The organism is Stenotrophomonas sp. FW305-C-20-S1 (genome assembly GCF_058783335.1).
This window is the reverse complement of the sequence record NZ_JBYTEK010000027.1, coordinates 40,146-57,687: the sequence shown is the minus strand read 5'-3', so window position 1 is coordinate 57,687 and position 17,542 is coordinate 40,146. Positions and strand designations below refer to the sequence as shown.

The 17,542-nt window shown below is 67.8% G+C and carries 20 protein-coding genes; 9 read left to right on the top strand and 11 right to left on the bottom strand.

From position 1 onward, the window contains the following. Positions 1 to 212 precede the first annotated feature (212 nt). Together AC3WTC_RS14725 and AC3WTC_RS14720 are read right to left on the bottom strand one after the other, a co-directional pair. Positions 213 to 806 (bottom strand): mechanosensitive ion channel family protein, encoded by a 594-nt coding sequence (locus AC3WTC_RS14725; protein ID WP_025879067.1) that lies wholly within the window; start codon positions 804 to 806, stop codon positions 213 to 215. Positions 807 to 841: 35 nt separating this feature from the next. Further along, positions 842 to 1,021: a hypothetical protein gene (locus AC3WTC_RS14720; protein WP_032977115.1), complete on the bottom strand. Its 180-nt coding sequence runs from the start codon at positions 1,019 to 1,021 to the stop codon at positions 842 to 844. 126 nt (positions 1,022 to 1,147) lie between these two features. On the opposite strand from AC3WTC_RS14720, the gene AC3WTC_RS14715 reads away from it, so the two are divergent. Genes AC3WTC_RS14715 through AC3WTC_RS14705 form a run of 3 tightly spaced genes read left to right on the top strand, consistent with a single transcriptional unit; the run spans position 1,148 to position 3,138 of the window. After that, positions 1,148 to 1,726, top strand: coding sequence for an RNA polymerase sigma factor (locus AC3WTC_RS14715; RefSeq protein ID WP_492711751.1), 579 nt, complete (start codon positions 1,148 to 1,150; stop codon positions 1,724 to 1,726). Continuing rightward, positions 1,723 to 2,247, top strand: a complete 525-nt coding sequence (locus AC3WTC_RS14710) for a hypothetical protein (RefSeq protein ID WP_134832917.1) — start codon at positions 1,723 to 1,725, stop codon at positions 2,245 to 2,247. Before AC3WTC_RS14715 ends, AC3WTC_RS14710 begins: the two co-directional genes overlap by 4 nt. A 12-nt stretch (positions 2,248 to 2,259) precedes the next feature. Continuing rightward, the gene (locus AC3WTC_RS14705; protein WP_032977119.1) at positions 2,260 to 3,138 is read left to right on the top strand and encodes a DUF4097 family beta strand repeat-containing protein; all 879 of its coding nucleotides are present in this window, start codon (positions 2,260 to 2,262) and stop codon (positions 3,136 to 3,138) included. Positions 3,139 to 3,187: 49 nt separating this feature from the next. Here AC3WTC_RS14705 and AC3WTC_RS14700 read toward each other — a convergent pair whose 3' ends face one another. The 3 genes from AC3WTC_RS14700 to AC3WTC_RS14690 all read right to left on the bottom strand — a co-directional run bounded on the left by AC3WTC_RS14700 (position 3,188) and on the right by AC3WTC_RS14690 (position 5,267). Continuing rightward, positions 3,188 to 3,370, bottom strand: a complete 183-nt coding sequence (locus AC3WTC_RS14700; protein WP_025879072.1) for a hypothetical protein — start codon at positions 3,368 to 3,370, stop codon at positions 3,188 to 3,190. 11 nt (positions 3,371 to 3,381) lie between these two features. Beyond that, the gene (locus tag AC3WTC_RS14695) at positions 3,382 to 3,675 is read right to left on the bottom strand and encodes a YkgJ family cysteine cluster protein (RefSeq protein ID WP_051501656.1); all 294 of its coding nucleotides are present in this window, start codon (positions 3,673 to 3,675) and stop codon (positions 3,382 to 3,384) included. 230 nt (positions 3,676 to 3,905) lie between these two features. Further along, positions 3,906 to 5,267: an Hsp70 family protein gene (locus AC3WTC_RS14690; RefSeq protein ID WP_025879074.1), complete on the bottom strand. Its 1,362-nt coding sequence runs from the start codon at positions 5,265 to 5,267 to the stop codon at positions 3,906 to 3,908. Between the two features lie 179 nt (positions 5,268 to 5,446). On the opposite strand from AC3WTC_RS14690, the gene AC3WTC_RS14685 reads away from it, so the two are divergent. Continuing rightward, positions 5,447 to 5,782 carry a zinc ribbon domain-containing protein YjdM gene (locus AC3WTC_RS14685; RefSeq protein ID WP_492711749.1) on the top strand — a complete coding sequence of 112 codons (336 nt, stop codon included), beginning with the start codon at positions 5,447 to 5,449 and terminating at the stop codon, positions 5,780 to 5,782. Between the two features lie 7 nt (positions 5,783 to 5,789). Here AC3WTC_RS14685 and AC3WTC_RS14680 read toward each other — a convergent pair whose 3' ends face one another. Continuing rightward, positions 5,790 to 6,947, bottom strand: coding sequence for a tetratricopeptide repeat protein (locus AC3WTC_RS14680; RefSeq protein ID WP_099784996.1), 1,158 nt, complete (start codon positions 6,945 to 6,947; stop codon positions 5,790 to 5,792). Between the two features lie 229 nt (positions 6,948 to 7,176). Here AC3WTC_RS14680 and AC3WTC_RS14675 point away from each other — a divergent pair, with 229 nt between their 5' ends. The 4 genes from AC3WTC_RS14675 (at position 7,177) to AC3WTC_RS14660 (ending at position 10,053) form a co-directional block, all read left to right on the top strand. Beyond that, the gene (locus AC3WTC_RS14675) at positions 7,177 to 7,779 is read left to right on the top strand and encodes an HD domain-containing protein (protein ID WP_025879077.1); all 603 of its coding nucleotides are present in this window, start codon (positions 7,177 to 7,179) and stop codon (positions 7,777 to 7,779) included. Between the two features lie 49 nt (positions 7,780 to 7,828). Then, entirely contained in the window at positions 7,829 to 8,008 is a 180-nt protein-coding gene (locus AC3WTC_RS14670; protein ID WP_032952129.1) for an oxidoreductase-like domain-containing protein, read from the top strand. Continuing rightward, the gene (locus AC3WTC_RS14665; protein ID WP_248149056.1) at positions 8,005 to 8,622 is read left to right on the top strand and encodes a DUF998 domain-containing protein; all 618 of its coding nucleotides are present in this window, start codon (positions 8,005 to 8,007) and stop codon (positions 8,620 to 8,622) included. The genes AC3WTC_RS14670 and AC3WTC_RS14665 overlap by 4 nt, the downstream gene beginning before the upstream one ends. A gap of 96 nt (positions 8,623 to 8,718) precedes the next feature. Then, a complete protein-coding gene (locus AC3WTC_RS14660; RefSeq protein ID WP_279208971.1) occupies positions 8,719 to 10,053 on the top strand; it encodes a virulence factor family protein in 1,335 nt (444 codons plus the stop codon). A 94-nt stretch (positions 10,054 to 10,147) separates the two neighbouring features. On the opposite strand, the gene mprF is transcribed toward AC3WTC_RS14660, so the two are convergent. After that, on the bottom strand, positions 10,148 to 12,712 hold the full coding sequence (gene mprF, locus AC3WTC_RS14655) for a bifunctional lysylphosphatidylglycerol flippase/synthetase MprF (protein WP_492711747.1): 2,565 nt from the start codon (positions 12,710 to 12,712) through the stop codon (positions 10,148 to 10,150). Positions 12,713 to 12,904: 192 nt separating this feature from the next. Between mprF and AC3WTC_RS14650 the strand changes: the two genes are divergently transcribed. After that, the gene (locus tag AC3WTC_RS14650; RefSeq protein WP_025879081.1) at positions 12,905 to 13,252 is read left to right on the top strand and encodes a RidA family protein; all 348 of its coding nucleotides are present in this window, start codon (positions 12,905 to 12,907) and stop codon (positions 13,250 to 13,252) included. A gap of 82 nt (positions 13,253 to 13,334) precedes the next feature. Here AC3WTC_RS14650 and AC3WTC_RS14645 read toward each other — a convergent pair whose 3' ends face one another. The 4 genes from AC3WTC_RS14645 to metG all read right to left on the bottom strand — a co-directional run bounded on the left by AC3WTC_RS14645 (position 13,335) and on the right by metG (position 17,527). Beyond that, positions 13,335 to 13,709, bottom strand: a complete 375-nt coding sequence (locus tag AC3WTC_RS14645) for a hypothetical protein (RefSeq protein ID WP_025879082.1) — start codon at positions 13,707 to 13,709, stop codon at positions 13,335 to 13,337. Positions 13,710 to 14,349: 640 nt separating this feature from the next. After that, positions 14,350 to 14,763: an Rnf electron transport complex subunit RnfB gene (gene rnfB, locus AC3WTC_RS14640; protein WP_032952130.1), complete on the bottom strand. Its 414-nt coding sequence runs from the start codon at positions 14,761 to 14,763 to the stop codon at positions 14,350 to 14,352. A 24-nt stretch (positions 14,764 to 14,787) separates the two neighbouring features. Beyond that, positions 14,788 to 15,378: an HAD family hydrolase gene (locus tag AC3WTC_RS14635; RefSeq protein ID WP_492711754.1), complete on the bottom strand. Its 591-nt coding sequence runs from the start codon at positions 15,376 to 15,378 to the stop codon at positions 14,788 to 14,790. Between the two features lie 76 nt (positions 15,379 to 15,454). Then, the gene (gene metG, locus AC3WTC_RS14630) at positions 15,455 to 17,527 is read right to left on the bottom strand and encodes a methionine--tRNA ligase (RefSeq protein WP_080148314.1); all 2,073 of its coding nucleotides are present in this window, start codon (positions 17,525 to 17,527) and stop codon (positions 15,455 to 15,457) included. Positions 17,528 to 17,542 lie beyond the last annotated feature (15 nt).

The window sequence follows — 17,542 nt, the reverse complement described above, 5'->3', positions numbered from 1 at the left end:
GTCGAAGGCGGGGTGGGGCCGGTGGCAGGGGCGTGAGCCGCATGGATGCGGCGACCGAGCTTACATGGACGTACTTGCAGCGGCCCCTGCCACCGGCCCCACCCCGCCATCCCACAGGAATGCCGCTGTTGCTGTTGCTGATGAGGTTGCCGGCCAGCGGCCGGCACTACAGCCTCTGCGGGTGCAGGGCGCAGCCCTGCCGAACAATCCCCTCAGCCGTCGCCCTGGATGCCGCCGGGCGCCTGCGTCGGGTCGCGCCAGCGCCGCACCGTGCGCTGGAAGAACAGGTTGTTCGGCAGCTGCAGCACCGTGCCCTCGTGGCCGTTGCCGGTTTCCTGCAGCGTGGTGTAGATCAGGTTCACGTCGATTACCCGGCCTTTCAGCCCGGGCTTTTCGCCGTTCTCCAGCACTTCGATGTAGTCATGCAGGCGGAACGGTCGCGTGGTGAAGATCAGCAGCGTGCAGAAGATGTTGGACAGCACGCTCCAGGCCGCGAAGAACGCCACCGCGCCCACCGCAGCGAAACCGGTGAAGGCCGTCCACAGCACCGAGGGCGATGCGCCGAGCAGGCTGAGGATGTACAGCACCGCGCTGAAATAGACCACGAAGCTGGTGATCCGGCGCGCGCCCATCACCATTTCCGGCGGCAGCGTGTAGTGGTCGGCGAAGCGGCGGATCAGGCGCCGCGCCAGCACCCGCAGCAGCCAAGCGGCGAGCAGGGTGATCAGGATCTGCAGGGCGATCCCGATGTCATGCAGCCAGGGGTGGGTCCAGGCGGGCAGGTGGTCCTTCAGCGACAACATCATGGGGCGACAACGTGTGACGGAAACGGGGCTTGATGTTACCCGGCGCGTGTCGACGTTTCGACCGCCTGTGCCCAGGCAAGGCAGACAAGGTCCTGTTTGTGCTGCTGCAGGCAGGCGCGGCCGCTTTCGGCACGCCAGTGCAGGGAAACGTCGAACGCCTGCAGCAGCATGCAGGCCGCGATCGCCAGCAGGGCGGCGCAGGAAGGGCTGGACATGGGAGGCTCCTGGCCGGGCAGGCCTGCGGGGGACCTGTGATGGATGCAGCCAGGCGCGAAAAGGTTGCAACCGAAAAGCGCTCCGGAAGATCTAAACCTTTTTCCGGCAGGCCGCATCCAACGGATATGCTCGACACCACCATGCCCGCGCCGCCTGCCGCCAACGACGTCGTCGACGAAACCGCCTTGGTACGTGCAGCGGCGGCCGGCGATACCGCTGCCTATGAACAGCTGTATCGGCAGCATGCGCCGCGGGTGTTTGCCACCCTGTGGCGGCTGTGTGGCGGGCAGCAGGCGCGTGCCGAGGATGCACTGCAGGAAGCGTTCCTGCAGGCATGGAAGGCACTGCCCGGCTTCCGTTTCGAGAGCAGCCTGTCGACCTGGCTGCATCGGTTGGGAGTGAACGCCGCGCTGATGGAACTGCGCGGTCGTGCCGCCGGGCATGACCATGACAGCCTGGACGACGTGGACGGTGGGCTGCCGGAGATGGTGGTGCATGACGGCTGCGCCGGCACCGAACGCGACCTGGAACGCGCGTTGGCGACCCTGCCGCCGCGCGCGCGTGCGGTCTTGGTGCTGCACGATATCGAAGGCTGGAAACACCATGAAATCGCCGGCCAGCTGCAGATGGCGGTCGGCAGTTCCAAAGCACAGCTGCATCGCGCGCGTGGCCTGCTGCGCGCGCGCCTGGGAGACATGACATGAGTACGCACGACCCCGATCACGACCTGCTGGCGCGCCTGCGCGCCCTTCCCGCGGAACGCAGCGCACCGGCCGATGGCTGGGAACGCCTGTCGGCGCGGTTGCCACCCCGCGAGCCGGTTGCCGCGCAGGCGCCGTTGGACAACGTGGTGGCCTTGCCACTGCGCACCCGTCGACGCTGGTGGCTGCCGGTTGGCGCGGCGTTGGCAGCCAGCCTCGCGCTCTACGCGGTGGCGCCGTGGCGGCACGCGCCCGAGTCGCTGCCTGCACCCAGCGGCCTGCAGCTGCAGGCCGATGCGATGACCGAACAGTACCGGCAGGCAGTGGCGTCGCTGCCTGATGGCACTGCGCCGGAGTGGCAGCCCGCGCTGCATGAACTGGATCGCAGCGCGGAACAGATCCGCGCCGCGATGGCGCAGGACCCGCGTGCGCCGCACCTGCTTGGACAGCTCAAGCGGACCTATGCGCTGCGGCTCGAACTGACCCGGCAGGCGGCCCAGGCCGCCTCCGGTCTGACAACCTGAGGAGACCCCCCGATGCGAACCCTTTTCCCTCTCTGCGCGGCCCTGCTGCTGGTGCCCGCCATGGCGCTGGCCGATACACGCGTCGATGAACGCCACAATGTTGCTGCAGGCGGCCGCATCGAACTGAGCAACGTCGCTGGCAAGGTGACTGTACGCGGCTGGGACCGCAATGACGTGCAGCTCACCGGCACGCTCAGCGACGGCCTGCAGCTGCGCCAGGAAAAGAGTGCCAACCGGGTGCGCTGGGAAATCGAGTATCCGCGACGCGGCAACAATGGCGGCGCCACCTTGACCCTCAACGTGCCGCGCTCGGTGGAGCTGCTGCTGAGCACGGTCAGTGCCGACCAGGACATCAGTGGCGTGGACGTGCGGCGGCTGCAGGCCGACACTGTCAGTGGCAACCTTGCCGCCGCCGGTCGTAGTGGCGACAGCGTGCTCAATACGGTCAGCGGAAATGTCACTGCGCGGTTGCAGACCCCGCGGTTGGACGTGAACACGGTCAGCGGCCGGATCGAGGCTGGCGGGGGCGTTTCCGGGGAGATCGGGGCGCAGACGGTGTCTGGCCGGGTAGGCGTCGATGCCGGTCGCATCCAGCGCCTGGTGGTGGAGACGGTATCCGGAGGCATCGACCTGTCGGCGACCGCCTTGGCACCAGGCGGGCGCATCAACGTCGAGTCGGTCAGTGCCTCGGTCAGCCTGCGCCTGCCGCGCACGGTGTCGGCGCAGCTGTCAGTGAACAGCTTCAGCGGGTCGATCAACAGCGACGCCGGCAAGGTGGAGCGGCCGCGCTATGGGCCGGGCAGCAGCCTGGATGCGCGGCTGGGCAGCGGCGACGGCGATATCCGCGTGCAGTCGCACTCGGGTAGTGTGCAGGTGCGCCTGGACCGCTGAGCGCGGCCCGGCAGGCCGCGGCGGCAGCGCCGCCGCGGTCGGGGGAGGGTCAGCTGGCTTTCTTCAGCGCCCAGGTGGTACCGAGAACTTCAATCTTGCCACCGCTCTTGCGGAACGCGGCCAGGTCGGAGGCGATCGAGTCGCTGTTGACCACGGTGCTGGCGGATGCGCCCTTGCGTTCGCTGCGGATGCTGTTGCTGGCCTTCGCGGGGGTCTTTGCCTTGCGGGGCATGGTTGCTCCTGTCAGGTGGAAGGGGAGGAAAGCGCGCAGGATTCAGCCTGGCGCAGGTAGTCCTGCCGCTCGCGGCGGCAGTCGTCGCCGCCCATCGAAAACTGGCGGCAGATCGCCGGGCGCTGCGAATAGATCGTGCAGCGCAGGTGATACGGATCGATCGCCGCGCACCAGCCTTCCTCGTTGCGCGCCATCACGGCACGGCCGTGTGCATCGCGCGACAGGAACTGGCCGGGCACGTGGTCGCCGGGCTGCAGCAGGACCGGCAACCGGCAACAGACCGCGTCACAACGGCGGCAGTCGATGGGTGCTGGTTCAGCGTCAGGTTGTACGGCCACAGGGGCCTGGCGGGTGCCCAAAGCGGGTCTCGATGGCGGCTCGGGTAATACGCGGACCATGATCGAGCCAGAGGGCATGGTCGCCAGACCCGCTGGGCGGGTCAGGCTGCACCATGGGTACACACACCGGCGAGGCCAGCGGAAGGTGCAGCGGTTTTCTAGCCGGCCAAGGGTAGCTCAGACCGCGTAACGTTTTGTTAATCCCGGCTGGCTGCCGCCAGCGCGAGGCCCTGGACGACCCCCAGCGAGGGCTCGCCGTGCACCATCCGGGCGCCCGGGAACGCCTCGGCAGCGGCCTGCCGCAGGTAGCCGGCGCGGGACATGCCGCCGGTCAGGAACACCGCGTCAGGGTCGCCGCCGATGTCGCTGCGGACCTGGGCCAGCAGTTCGCGGATCTGGCTCAGGTAGCCATGGGCGGCGGCGGCCAGGCCGTCGGCGCTGTTGTCCACGTGCAGGTCGCGGGCGATGTAATCCAGCGTGCTGCGGTGTTCGCTGGCACCGCTGAGGGCGATCTTGGCGCGCTCGACATCGCGGTACAGGCGGGCGGTGTTGCCGGTGTCCTGCAGCGCCTGCAGGCGCGCGCCCCACGGCGCGTCGACGTTGTCGTAGTTGTGCTGGCGGAACTCGCGCTGGCGGGTCATGTCCTGCACGGTGGCCGCTTCCACGTAGTGGTGGGTGGGCACGCGGGTGATGCCGCGGCCGAACAGCGGCATGTAGCCGGACAGGCTCAGGGCCAGGTCGATATCGGTGCCGCCGCGGGCAATACCCCAGGCACGGTGGATGCGCGGGGCCTGGCTGCCGCCCACTTCGGCGTGCGCGATATCGGTGGTGCCGCCGCCGATATCGACGATCACCGCCTGATGGCGATCGCGACTTTCAGCGTGGTAATGCATCGCTGCGGCGGCAGGCTCTTCAAGGAAATCGATGTGGTCGAATCCGGCCTGGCCGGCCGCTTCGCGCAGGATGTCCAGGGCCTGGTCGTTGCCGGCCTCGCCGATCGAGCTGCGGAACTGCACCGGGCGGCCGAGCAGGGCGCTGCGCAGCGGCTGGCCGAGCTGGGCGCTGGCGGTCAAGCGGATGTGTTCGAGGATGTGCGCGGCAATGCCGGTGATGGTCTGCCGCGCGCGTGGGTGCAGGTTGTAGCCGAGCATGGACTTCGGGCTCTGCACGAGGTTGCCTTCGTGCTCCTCGAAATACGCTTCCAGCGCGTCGTCGCCATAGACGGCGTTCTGCAGCAGGTCGCTGGCGCTGCGCTCCTTTCCGGCGCGAGCCTCCATCCATTCCCGGCGCAGGGCGCGCAGTGCCTCGCGGCGCAGGGCCTGTGGCGTGCGCTCTTGGCCAGCGGCGCGGGCTGCACGGGCGGCGCTGTCGATCAGCTGCTGCAGTTCGTGTTCCTGCCCGGCGTCGAGCTGGAAATCGTCCGGGTCGGGCACCACGCCGGGGAAGTACACGCTGGTGCGGAACTGCTCGGCCTCGCCGAAGCGGATCGGCAGCAGCTTCCCATCACGCACGATGGCGGCGGCGGAGTTGCTGGTACCGAAGTCGATGCCGAGGCGCATGGGGAGGTCCGGGGACGATCAGGGGCCGCGCACTCTGCTGGAGTTTGCCGCGCGCTGCAAGTTCCGGTGCCTGCCTCGGGCGGGGCGGGGCGAGGTCCGGTCCGGACCGACGTCGGAAAATGAACGAAAAGGCAGGGCGGTTACAATGGCCGCTGTTGATTCATTTTGAGGTACTTGCAATGTCTTCTGTTCCCGCCTGCCCGCAGTGCACCCTGGAAAACACCTATGCCGATGGCGCGCTGTGGATCTGCGCCGACTGCGGCTTCGAGTGGACGGCCGAAGAAGGTACCGGTTCGACCCTGGTCGTGCGTGACAGCAACGGCAATACCCTGCAGACCGGCGACACCGTCACCGTGATCAAGGACCTGAAGGTCAAGGGCTCCTCAATCCCGCTCAAGCAGGGCTCCGTGATCCGCAACATCCGCCTGGTCGAAGACGATGCCGAGCACATCGAGGGCAACTCGGACAAGATCAAGGGCCTGGTGCTGAAGACCTGCTTCCTCAAGAAGGCCTGATCGCGCCTCAGCGCTTGGCCTGCTGCGCCCGCCAGCGGGCCAGGCTGTCCAGCTTGGCCTGGTAGCGTGCCTGCTGCGTTGATCCGCCCAGTTCCTGCGCCCGCAGCAGTTCGCGGTCCGCACGCTGCAGCCGGCCCGTCAGGAAATACACCCGCGCCAGGCCGAAGTGGAACTGGTGCGCGGTGTCGTACAGGCGCACCGCCCGCCGGTAGTACGTGATCGCCTTGTCCAGGTCGCCAGCGCGTTCGGCCTGGGCACCCTGCATGTACTGCGCGAACGGGTCCTCGCGCTGCACCGACTGCAGCTTCTTCTGCATGGCTTCCGCCTGCGCCGTCATGCCCAGCTTGCGATAGAGCGCACTGGCGTTGTTCAGCGCTGCACTCTGGCGTCCGTCCAGTCGCAGTGCCGTGTCCAGCGCAGTGCGGGCCGCCTGGTCATCGCCCAGGCGGTTGTCGAGCACGCCGATGTTGTTCCATGTCGAGGCGAACTCCGGATCCTGCGCCAGCGCGGCATCGAAGAAGGCACGTGCTCCGCTCAGGTCGCCATCGGCCAGCTGCTCCGCGCCCCGGTTGTTGTAGTAGTGCGCCAGCGCCCGTTCACGGCCAATCGGTTGCGGCCCGTGGCGGTCGTACAGCACGTTGCGGTCCAGGTCGACCGTACCGTAGCGGCCACCGACATCCACGCCGGCGTTGACGTGCCCGACGTTGTAGACAACGCCCTGGTCCTGGTCCTGGTACCACGACACCACCTGGCCGACTTCCTGCACCCGCGCCTGGATGCCGGCCTCACGGGCGAGGGTGACGAACAGCAGGGTGAAGGCGAGGCAGTTGGCGCGCTGGTGCTGCCAGATCTCGCTGACGGTGTAGGTCGCATCGGCGTCGTACTGCAGGTCCAGGCCGTGCTGGCTGAAGATCATCTCCACCAGCGCCTGCAGGCGCTGGTCGCGCGAGTAGCTGCGGCTGATCACCTGCTTCTGCAGCATCTCGCGCATCGCCGGCGGGATCGCGAGCACCTGTTCGGGTGTCGGCACGCTGGCGGCGGTGACCTTTACGGTGGAGATGGTCGGGATGGCGGGCGCAGCGGCTGGAGCATCCTGCGCGGACAGGGCTGGCGCGCCGAGCGCGAGCAGTGGCAGGAGAAAGCATCGGGCGGCAAGACGGCGCATGACGGTTTCCGGCAGCGGCGGGCGCTCCCGCCTGCGGCCAGTGTAGACCCGCGCGTGGCGGTCCGCATCCACCGGCGATCGGCGCTGCGCTTCGTCCACAGCCGGTGTGGACCAGCACGCGACAAACCTGTGGACAACTGTCCTGCGCCCTTGCCCGGCACGGGATGTGAGTGGCTGGTGAAAAAACAGCCAGCTTGCCCGGCGGTGCCAAGGGCGGGATCATCCCTGCATGGACTTCGCCCCGCTGACTCTCGCTCCCGCGCATTGGCAGGCTCTGCAGGATGCCTATGCGACGCCACCGCGCGCCTACCACCACTTCGGCCATGTGCGCGCGGTGCTGCAGCATTGCCAGGAGGTGGCTGCAGGTCCGGGCTGGCAGCAGCCGGCCGAGGTTTATCTGGCAGTGCTGTACCACGATGCGATCTACCAGGCCGGCCGCAAGGACAACGAGGCCAGGTCGGCCGCGCTGGCCCTGCAGGCGATCGCGGACTGGCCCGAGCTCGCATCGGTCGATGCCGGCCGGGTCGAGCAGTTGATCCTGCTCACCGCCCGCCATGGCGAGCTGGGCCCGGCCGATGTCGATGCCGAAGCGGCGCTGTTCCTCGACTGCGACATGGCGATCCTGGCGGCACCCGAGGAGGTATTCGCCGCGTATGACCGCGGCGTGGCCGAAGAGTACAAAGGCGTGGTGCCGGGCTTCCTGTACCGCGCCGGACGCCGCCGTTTCCTGCAGGGGCTGCTGCGCGCGCCGCGGATCTTCCTCAGCGACTTTTTTGACCAGCAGCTTGATGCCGCCGCGCGAGCCAACCTGCGCCGCCAACTGGGCGCCTGATCGCGCCGCTACACTACCCACCTGCCATTGCGTGGTGTTGTTTGCAGCCGTGACCGTCTCCGATACTCCTGCCGATCCCCGTCCACTGCCGCCGGAAGAACCCGGTCCCAACGAGTGCTGCGGCAGTGGCTGCCCGTTGTGCGTGCTCGACCTGTACACCGAGGAGCTGCAGCGTTATCGCAAGGCGCTGGCTGAGTGGCTGGCACGGCATCCGGACGCTGGCCCATGACGCGGGCGCGTCCGGCCGCGACGCTGGCGCTGGTGGCACTGCTGTTGTTCGTGGCGACCGCGTTGTGGACGCAGTTCGCGCGGGCCGATCTGGATTGGGTGAAGGCCACCTTGAGCCTGTACCTGCATGGGCCGTGGGGCCTGGCGCTACGCAGCGCCTACTGCCTGCTGGCACTGGCCATCGCCGTGCTCGGTATCGCGTTGTATCGGCACAGCGTGGGGCCGCGGCGCAGCGCTGCGGCACCGTTGTTGTTCTGCGTGGCCGCCGTTGGCCTGGCGACCGTCGCCATCGGTGACAGCTGGCTGCCTGCGGCAACGCCGTTGCTGGCGCCGTTGATCCACGGCCTGGCCGCCAATACCGCCTTCCTGTGCGCCAGCGTCGGCATGCTGCTGCAGGCCTGGTACCTGCGCCGCGAGCCAGGCTGGCGGGGCAGTGCGGCGCTGTTGTGGGGCTGGGCATGGCTGGCCTTCGTGCTGCTGTGGGTACACGTGCTGTGGCGCGGTGGCCCACCGCGTGGGCTGGGGCAGAAACTGGTGATCGCGGTGATCGTCGGCTGGCTGCTGTGGTTGGCGCTGGCGCTGTATCGCCGCGGGCGTCCTGCCGGCACCCGCTGAATCAACCACCTGCCTGGTTGCAGGCCGCCTGTACCGGTACGTGCCGTGCACGCGGCAGCGGCGTATCGTGTGCGCATTCCAACGGGATGCGAAACGATGCGTGCAGGGCTGGGCAGGGCGATGGGACTGGTGTTGGCGCTGGCGGCGGTGCCAGCGGTGGCGTCAGTGCAGCAGGTCAGCCATGGACGTTTCGATCAGGTGCCGGTGCATGTTCCGGCCGGGGCACCGCAACGGGTGGTGATCTGGTTCCATGACGGCGCCGATGCCGATGACAGCCGTATGCCGATTGAAGCGCTGCGCGCCGATGGTGCACTGGTCGCATCGGTGGATGTGGCCCACCTGCGTGGCGTGCTCAAGCGCGAAGGCAACAGCAGCTGCGCGTTCGGCGCGGGCGATGTCGAGAATTTCTCGCGTTGGGTACAGGCGTTCCTGCATCTGCCGGGGTATCACCTGCCGTTGGTCGGCGGCAGCGGCGAAGGCGCCGAACTGGCCTATGCGCTGGCAGCGCAGGCCGACACCCAGGTCTTTGCCGGCCTGCTGACCTCGGGATTCTGCCCGGCACATGTGCACGAGCGCATGGTCTGCGGTGATGGCGTGAAGCACGACCGCCTGCAGCCCAGCGAACTGAATTTCCCGTGGTTGAACGCGGCCGGCGCGCCGGGGTGTTCGACCAACAGCGCTGGCCCGTTCGTGCAGCAGGTTGCAATGGCGCGTGAATTCAAGCGCACCGCCGCTGGCGATGCGACACCGGGGCTGGTGGCCGCCGCGCGGGTGATCGGCGCGCAGGCCGGGGTCGCGCTGGCACCGCCTCCGGATGCCCTGAAGGGGCTGCCGGTAGTGGAAGTGCCGGCGCAGGGCAGCGGTGACACGTTGGCGGTGTTCGTTTCCGGCGATGGCGGCTGGGCCGGCCTGGACAAGGACGTGGCCGGCGCCCTGGCCGAACATGGCGTGGCGGTGGTTGGCATCGATTCGCTGCGTTATTTCTGGAGCGAACGCACGCCGCAGGGATTCGCTGTCGATCTGCAGAAGATCATCGGCCACTACCGCCAGCAATGGCAGCGCGACAAGGTGATGCTGATCGGTTTCTCGCAGGGCGCCGACGTGCTGCCGGCCACCATCAACCAGCTTGATGCAGGCACCCGCGCCGGCCTCGAACGCATCGTGCTGCTGTCGGTCGGCAGGAATGCCGACTTTGAATTCCATGTCAGCAACTGGCTGGGCGGCGGTGGCGGCGGCCTGCCGATCGCGCCGGAAGTGGCGAAGCTGCCGGCGGCCAGGACCCTGTGCGTGTACGGCGACAAGGACGAGGATGCGCTGTGCCCCGATCTGCCGGGCAACGACGGCGTGCACAAGGTCAAGTTACCGGGTGACCATCACTTCGGCGGTGACTACGATCGCCTGGCCGAGGTGATCCTCAAGGGCGGCGCGTAATCGGCCTCATGGGACCACCGCCGGGCATGGCCCGGCGCTACCCGTGCGGACGATCCATCAGGTAGCGCCGGGCCATGCCCGGCGGATCGGGGCGTCAGTTGCGTCGCGGGTCCAGCGAGATCAGCCGTGTGGCATCCAGCAGGGCGGCGGGCAGATGCATGCCGCCGGGCGCGGCCAGGTAGCGCGGTCGCCACTGCGGATCGAACTTCGACTTGAACCTGCGCAGGCCGCTGAAGCCATAGAAGCGCTCGCCGTGTCGTGCGAGCAGGCCGGCCAGGCGGTTCCAGCGACCGGCCAGGCGGTGCTGGGCCAGGCCGGACAGCGGTGCCATGCCCAGCGAGAACCGTGCATAGCCCTGCGCGCGGCCCCACAGGAACAACTCGATGAACAGGAAATCCATCGTGCCCTTCGGTGCATCGCTGACATGACGCATCAGATCCACCGACAGTTCGGCGCCCGCCGGTGCCTGCCACAGGTTGGCAAAGGCCACGATCCGACCTTCAGCTTCGACCAGGGCGATCGGGAAACGCACGAGATAGTCCGGGTCGTAGCTGCCCAGCGAGAAGCCCTTCTCGTCGCCTGACTTGTCCTCCAGCCAAGCGTTGGAAATCGCATGCAGGCGTGGCAGCAGGGCAGGGATCTCTTCCGCCGGTGCTACGCGGAACGACAGCCCTCCGCGCTTGCCGCGGTTCCAGGCTTGCCGCAGGTCGGCACGCTCGCGGCCTTCCAGACCGAAATCGTGCAGCGGCACCATCGCCTCTTCGCCCAGCTTGACCAGGCCCAGGCCGAGATCGAGATAGGTCTGCCAATACGCCTCACCCACCTGGTAGAACACCGGGCGCAGTCCGAGCCGGTCGGCTTCTTCGCGGAAGCGCCAGATCAGTGCGCGCGCCACCTCCGGTGGCCCGACCGGATCGCCCATCGCGATCAGCGAGCCGCCGTAGCGCTGCATCATCACAAAGCCCTTGTGCTGCTCATCGCGCAGCACCGCCTTGTCGGCAGTCAGCACCAGGCAGGCCTGGGTGTCGGTGGCACCAGCCAGCACGGGTGCCAGCGCCTGCAGGGTTGCGTCGTCGGCAGGCGGCAGCGGGCTGCGCGTGCTGTGCAGCAGCCGCGCCAGGCCGAACATCACCAGCGCCATCGCCACCAGCAGCAGTGCACGCAGCGCGCGCGGCGCATTGCCGGACACGGCGAACTGCCACCACAGCTCGTTCTGGTATTCGACGTGGCTGTAAGTGAAGAACAGCAGCCACGTCACCGCCACCAGCACCAGGCCGAGGTTGCGCAGCCATGGCCACGACCAGGCTTCGTCCAGCAGCGCGCCCTGGCGATAGAACTCGCGACGTGCTGCCCACAGCGCCATCGCCACCAGCAACGCCGACAAGGCGATCAGCGGTTGGCCACCGCGCAGCCAGATCGGCAGCGGCGCGATCACGCAGATCGCCATCGCCAGCATCCAGGCCGCGTGGCTGCGGCGGGCCAGGCCCTGGCCGATCAGCAGCAGGGCGACGCCGGCCAGGCTGCCGATCAGGTGCGAGGTTTCCAGGATCGGCAGCGAGGCATTGATCAGGTGCCGTCGCGGTGTGGGCAGGGTGCCGTCGATGACCAGCGCGGCACCGACACTGAAGGCGGCCAGCGCGATGATCTGCGGCAACCACGGACGCAGCGCGTACCAGCCGGCGCGGGTGGCACCTGCGCTGGCCTGCAGCGGCTGCCGCAGCGCGGGCGCCAGGGCCAGCACAGTCGCCAGCAGCAGCGGCAGCACGTAGTAGCTGACGCGGTAGATCAATGCCGCCGCCAGTACTGCAGCCGGCGCCACCTGCGGCAGCAGCTTCAGCAGGCTCCACTCGAACACGCCAAGGCCGGCCGGTACCGTCGACACCAGGCCGGCCAGCACGGCCACCAGATACAGGCCGACGAAACCGGGCAGGCCGGTCGGCGTGGAATCGGGCAGCAGCACATAGAACGCGGCACTGGCCAGGACCAGTTCAACCACGCTCAACACGGTGACCCCGAGCATGGTGCGCCGGTCGGGCAGCCACAGGCCATGGCCGAAGATGCGGAACTGGCGACCGTTGCGGCCGACCAGGACGAAGGTGGCCACATAGGCGAGCAGCGCGACGATGCCGACCACGCGCACCGCGCCGGGGTCCAGCGGCAGCGCAAGCGCGGCCGCGGCCGGCTCCATGCACAGCGCAACGCCGATCAGCAGCCACGCGCCGAAAATGAAGCCGAGCGTGCTCATCAGCACCACCTGGCCGATCTGCGCCAGGTCCAGGCCGGCACTGCGGTAGCCGCGCAGGCGCACTGCGCCGCCGGTGAGGGCGGCAAAGCCCACGGTCTGGCCCAGAGTGTGGGCGAGGAAGGCGGTGATGCCGATCCGTGCCGGGTGCACGCGGATGCCACTGCGGCGCAGGCCGATCGCATCGAAGCCGATCAGGCAGGCGTAGCTGGCCAGGCCGAGCAGCACGGTCAGCGCGATCTGCGCAGCGCTGAGCTCGCGGAAGGCCTGGCGGATGGCGCGGTAGCCATGCTCGTCGAATTCGCCGGCCAGCCCGTGCAGGGCCAGCGCGAGGATCAGCAGCGGGACGACGATGGTGACGACCCGCTTCCAGGTCGGTGTGGAAGGGGAGGCAGTGGAATCGGTGGGTGCGGTCATCGGCGCAAGGGTGCGTCAGAAAGGGCGAGGGCGGTGTCAACGCAGGCGTGGCGCATCGTGCGCCTGTCCACGCCGTTTGACCAGCACTGCCGCTGTGCTGGTGGTGGCGGTATCCAGTGGCCGCACCGGGCACACACTTCCAACGCCGGCTGGGTGAGAATGCAGTCCAGACCACCCGCAGGAGCCACGCCCATGATGGAGCGTTACGACGTCGGACCGCGCATGTCCGAGATGACCGTGTACAACAAGGTCGCCTACCTTTCCGGCCAGATTCCGGAAGACACCAGCCAGGACATCACCGGCCAGACCCGGCAGGTGCTGGCCGAGATCGACAAGCTGCTGGCGCTGGTGGCCAGTGACCGCCAGCACGTGCTGCGTGCGGAGATCTTCCTGGCCGACATGGCCGATTTCGAGGGCATGAACAAGGCGTGGGACGAGTGGGTGGTGGAGGGCGCGACCCCGGCCCGCGCCACCGTTGAAGCCAAGCTTGCGCACGCCGAATGGAAGGTTGAGATCATCGTTACGGCGGCAGTGCCGTAATGAGCGGACAGGGGTCAGATCCTTTTTCCTCCGGAAAAGGGATCTGACCCCGTTTGCCGGGGGGCTGACGCTGCAACATCCGTTACAGCTGCGGCTGCAGTCGTGTGCTTGCCTGCGTGCACAAGGCCAGGCAGGCCAGCATCAGGCCTTCCATGACCCGGTCGCCGACGTACTCCTCCGGCGCGCCGTTCTGCCGGGTGCGTTCGGCGGCCAGCAGGACCTCCTGCACCACGCGCAGCCCGGCCAGCGCGCAATCGGCATCGGCCAGCGCCATGCACCGGCTGGGAAGTTGATGCCGCTCCGGCCACGGCTGACCGTCAGCGGCGGCGCCGGTACCGATGCGCCGCAGGGTCGCAACCAACGTGGTGGGATCAAGCGCTGGCGACGGTTCCGTGTCCTCGTCGGCGTCTGCCGGGCCGAGGTAGGCGTGCAGATGGGGGAAATCCGATGCGTTCATGGCAAGGCTCCGTGCAGGACAGACGGTAGCCGCCACTCAAAGGTGGCGGACGGAGACGTGGCTCGAAAACCGGGACGCAAGACGAAACCGGTGGACCCGAAAGCCCCCACGCTCCGCCCGCCATGACCGGCAGACGGATTGCCAGCCGGCGCCACGCAAGGTGACGCCGGCTGGCAAGCGTAAACAACATCTTGCGTCGCGGGTTTTCGACACCCGGCCACCCTTTTTCGGCGGCTCACCATCTGTAAACCCGTCGTAGCGGAATGCCAATCAGACAAGTTGCAATGCCCGCAACGTCAGGAGGTTTCCGGCATTTTTGCATGCTGTTAAGCCGCCTCGAACGCAGGTGGCGCCACGGTCGCGATAGACCGAGCAATCTGCGACATGCATCGTGATTCGATAGTCGCCAGCGTGCGCAGGCAAGGTCGATTGCGACGACGGTTCATGACATCGGACAGATAGTGCGGACCAAGGTCCGCACCCACCAACACCCCCGCCCACCCGCCCAGATCCTGAAACCCAGGCAGCCGACGCTCCCAGCTGTTGCCGTTGCCGTTGCCATTGCCGTTGCCGTTGCCGTTGCTGTTGCTGTTGCTGTTGCTCTCAGCGCAACGCGACGCCGCGGCGTCGCAAAAAAAACCTACACCAACACCAGCTCGATGCAATCCACCGGGCACGGTGGAATACACAACTCGCACCCCGTGCACAGATCGGCAATCACCGTGTGCATGTACTTCGCCCCGCCGACGATCGCATCCACCGGGCACGCCTGTATGCACTTGGTGCAACCGATGCAGTCAGCCTCCACGATCAATGCCACCTGCGGCGGCTTGTGCTCGCCCCGGCTGCGATCGAACGGCAACGCCGGCACACCCAGCACCTGCGCCAACGCCCGCGCACCGGCATCGCCGCCGGGCGGACAACGATCCACGCCAGCCTCGCCACGTGCCATCGCCTGCGCATACGGGCGACAGCCGTCGTAACCGCATTGCCCGCATTGGGTCTGCGGTAGCAAGCGGTCCAGGCGTTCGGTCAGGGGCGGAATCAGGCTCATGCGTGGCGAAGGCTGCGCGTTGGGTTACTTCAGGGGTTTGCCGCGGTACCAGCGCTCGTGCGCCAGGGCCAGCATCGGGCGATCCTCCGCGCTGTCACCGTAGGCATGGATGCGTGTGTAACGTGACAGGTCGAACTGGCGGCGGATGTGCTCGACCTTGCGCGGACCACAATCGCCACCCGCGTAGCGGCCGGTCAGGCGTCCGCTTTCGCTTTCCAGCCGATTGCAGATCAGCTGCAGGCCCAGTTGTTCGCACCACGGCCGCAGGTACAGGTCCAGTGAACCGGACACCACCACCACGGTGTGCTGCTGCTCCTTGTGCCAGCGGATCTGCTCCAGCATTTCCGGGCGCACGACTTCGGGCAGGAACTCGCGGGAGAAGCCCGCAGCCAGCGTCTCGATGTCATCGGCGTGGCGCTCGCTGAAGGTCAACCGGGTCACCCGTGCGCGGATGCGCTCGGCGGAGATCAGTTTCAGCTTGTAGGCCAGCAGCCACGGGCCGACTTTCCACCAGGCCTGTGCCAGCTGTTCGGCGGTGGCGACCCGGCGCAGGAAGCGGCCATAGGTGTCGCAGGTGGTGACAGTGTGGTCGAAGTCGAACAGCGCCAGTTCCAACGCAGCATCTCCCATCACGGTACCTCCCTTCGCGGTGCTCAGGACCGGGCGCGGCCAGGGCCGCGCCCGTACTGCATCAACGAACCGGCATGCCCGGCTGCGCGCCGCTGTCGGCGTCCAGCAGCGCCAGCGCGCCGCCATCGAAACCGGCCGACAGGATCATGCCTTCGCTCAGGCCGAAGCGCATTTTGCGCGGTGCCAGGTTGGCGATGAACACCACGCTGCGGCCGATCAGCGCTTCCGGCTCGCCGTAGCTGGCGCGGATGCCGGAGAAGATCTGGCGCTTGCCGAGGTCGCCGGCATCCAGTTCGAAACGCAGCAGCTTGTCCGAGCCTTCCACGAACTCGCACACCAGCACCTTGCCGATGCGCAGGTCGAGCTTGGCGAAGTCGTCGATGCCGATGTAGGCCGGCGCGTCGGCGCTCTTTGCTTCGTCCTTGGCCACCACCGGCGCGGCGGGCTTGCTTGCTTCAACCTTGGCAGCGGGGGCGGCGGTGGTCAGGGTGTCCTTGGAGGCGTCGATCATGGCGTCAATCTTCTTCGGGTCGATACGGGTGAACAGCGGGGTGTAGTCGGTGATGCGGTGGCCCAGCAGCGGCTGCGCCAGCTCGGTCCAGTCATTCACCGGCGCGGCCAGGAAGGCCTCGGCCTGCGCCGCGGTGGCCGGCAGCACCGGCTTCAGGGCGGTGACCAGTACGCGGAACAGGTTCAGGCCCTGGCTGCAGACCGCCTGCAGCTGCGCATCGGCGCCTTCCTGCTTGGCGATCACCCACGGCTTGACGTCGTCGATGTAGCGGTTGGCTTCGTCGGCCAGGGTCATGGTCAGGCGGATTGCCGCGGCCGGGTCGTTGCGCTCGTACGCCTCACGGATCGGCGCCAGGCCATCGACGAAGCGCTGGTACTGCGCCGCGTCGGGCAGCTGCGCGGCCAACTGGCCATCGAAGCGCTTGCTGATGAAACCGGCGCAGCGGCTGGCGAGGTTGACGAACTTGCCGACCAGATCGGCGTTGACGCGCGCGATGAAGTCGCCCAGGTTCAGGTCGAGGTCGTCGACGCCACCACCGGACTTGGCGGCGAAGTAGTAACGCAGTGCCTCCGGCTCCAGGCCGGCATCGAGGAACGTACGCGCCATCACGAAGGTGCCGCGCGACTTGCTCATCTTCGCGCCATCGACGGTCAGGTAGCCGTTGACGTGCAGGCGGGTCGGCGCGCGGTGGCCGGTGCCGTGCAGCACCGCCGGCCAGAACAGGCCGTGGAAATTGACGATGTCCTTGCCGAGGAAATGATGCAGCTCGGTGCTGGTGCCGGCGCGCAGGTGCGCTTCGAAATCCTCGCCGATCCTGCTGCACAGGGTCTGGAAGCTGGACAGGTAGCCGATCGGCGCGTCCAGCCAGACGTAGAAGTACTTGCCCGGCTGGCCGGGAATCTCGAAACCGAAGTACGGCGCATCGCGCGAGATGTCCCACGCACGCAGGCCGCCTTCGGCGTTGAGCCATTCACCCAGCTTGGCCTTCACGCCCGGCAGGGCGACATCGCCGGCCAGCCAGTCGCGCAGGAAGCCGTCGAAGTGGCCGACCTCGAAGAAGAAGTGCTCCGAATCGCGCATTTCCGGGGTGGCCCCGGAGATCACCGAGCGCGGCTCCTTCAGGTCGGTCGGCGCATAGGTGGCGCCGCAGACCTCGCAGTTGTCGCCGTACTGGTCGGCGCTGCCGCAGTTCGGGCAGATGCCCTTGACGTAGCGGTCGGGCAGGAACATGCCCTTGGCCGGGTCGTAGAACTGCGCCACCGAACGGCGGCTGATGTGGCCGGCCGCTTCCAGCTTCAGGTAGAACGCTTCGGTCAGCGCCTTGTTGGCGGCGGAATTGGTCGAGTCGTAATGGTCGAAGGCGACGCCGAAAGCGGCGAAATCGCGCTCGTGGCTGGCCTGGATGTTGGCGATGAAGGTTTCCGGGGTGACCCCGGCCTTTTCCGCAGCCAGCATGATCGGCGTGCCGTGGGTGTCGTCGGCGCACACGAACCAGGCCTTGCCGCCACTCATTCGACGCGCCCGCACCCAGATGTCAGCCTGGATGTAGCCGACCAGGTGGCCCAGATGCAGCGGGCCGTTGGCGTAGGGCAGGGCGGTGGTGACGAGCGCGGTACGGGTCATGGTCACGGGGTGCAG

Coding starts and splice junctions, on each gene's coding strand:
- AC3WTC_RS14675 (WP_025879077.1), top strand. CDS start 7,177: ATGGACTTCGCCCCGCTGACTCTCGCTCCCGCGCATTGGCAGGCTCTG.
- AC3WTC_RS14690 (WP_025879074.1), bottom strand. CDS start 5,267: ATGCGCCTCGGCATCGACTTCGGTACCAGCAACTCCGCCGCCGCCATC.
- AC3WTC_RS14645 (WP_025879082.1), bottom strand. CDS start 13,709: ATGAACGCATCGGATTTCCCCCATCTGCACGCCTACCTCGGCCCGGCA.
- AC3WTC_RS14650 (WP_025879081.1), top strand. CDS start 12,905: ATGATGGAGCGTTACGACGTCGGACCGCGCATGTCCGAGATGACCGTG.
- metG (WP_080148314.1), bottom strand. CDS start 17,527: ATGACCCGTACCGCGCTCGTCACCACCGCCCTGCCCTACGCCAACGGC.
- AC3WTC_RS14700 (WP_025879072.1), bottom strand. CDS start 3,370: ATGCCCCGCAAGGCAAAGACCCCCGCGAAGGCCAGCAACAGCATCCGC.
- AC3WTC_RS14725 (WP_025879067.1), bottom strand. CDS start 806: ATGATGTTGTCGCTGAAGGACCACCTGCCCGCCTGGACCCACCCCTGG.
- mprF (WP_492711747.1), bottom strand. CDS start 12,712: ATGACCGCACCCACCGATTCCACTGCCTCCCCTTCCACACCGACCTGG.
- AC3WTC_RS14660 (WP_279208971.1), top strand. CDS start 8,719: ATGCGTGCAGGGCTGGGCAGGGCGATGGGACTGGTGTTGGCGCTGGCG.
- AC3WTC_RS14705 (WP_032977119.1), top strand. CDS start 2,260: ATGCGAACCCTTTTCCCTCTCTGCGCGGCCCTGCTGCTGGTGCCCGCC.
- AC3WTC_RS14680 (WP_099784996.1), bottom strand. CDS start 6,947: ATGCGCCGTCTTGCCGCCCGATGCTTTCTCCTGCCACTGCTCGCGCTC.
- AC3WTC_RS14720 (WP_032977115.1), bottom strand. CDS start 1,021: ATGTCCAGCCCTTCCTGCGCCGCCCTGCTGGCGATCGCGGCCTGCATG.
- AC3WTC_RS14715 (WP_492711751.1), top strand. CDS start 1,148: ATGCTCGACACCACCATGCCCGCGCCGCCTGCCGCCAACGACGTCGTC.
- AC3WTC_RS14710 (WP_134832917.1), top strand. CDS start 1,723: ATGAGTACGCACGACCCCGATCACGACCTGCTGGCGCGCCTGCGCGCC.
- AC3WTC_RS14685 (WP_492711749.1), top strand. CDS start 5,447: ATGTCTTCTGTTCCCGCCTGCCCGCAGTGCACCCTGGAAAACACCTAT.
- rnfB (WP_032952130.1), bottom strand. CDS start 14,763: ATGAGCCTGATTCCGCCCCTGACCGAACGCCTGGACCGCTTGCTACCG.
- AC3WTC_RS14665 (WP_248149056.1), top strand. CDS start 8,005: ATGACGCGGGCGCGTCCGGCCGCGACGCTGGCGCTGGTGGCACTGCTG.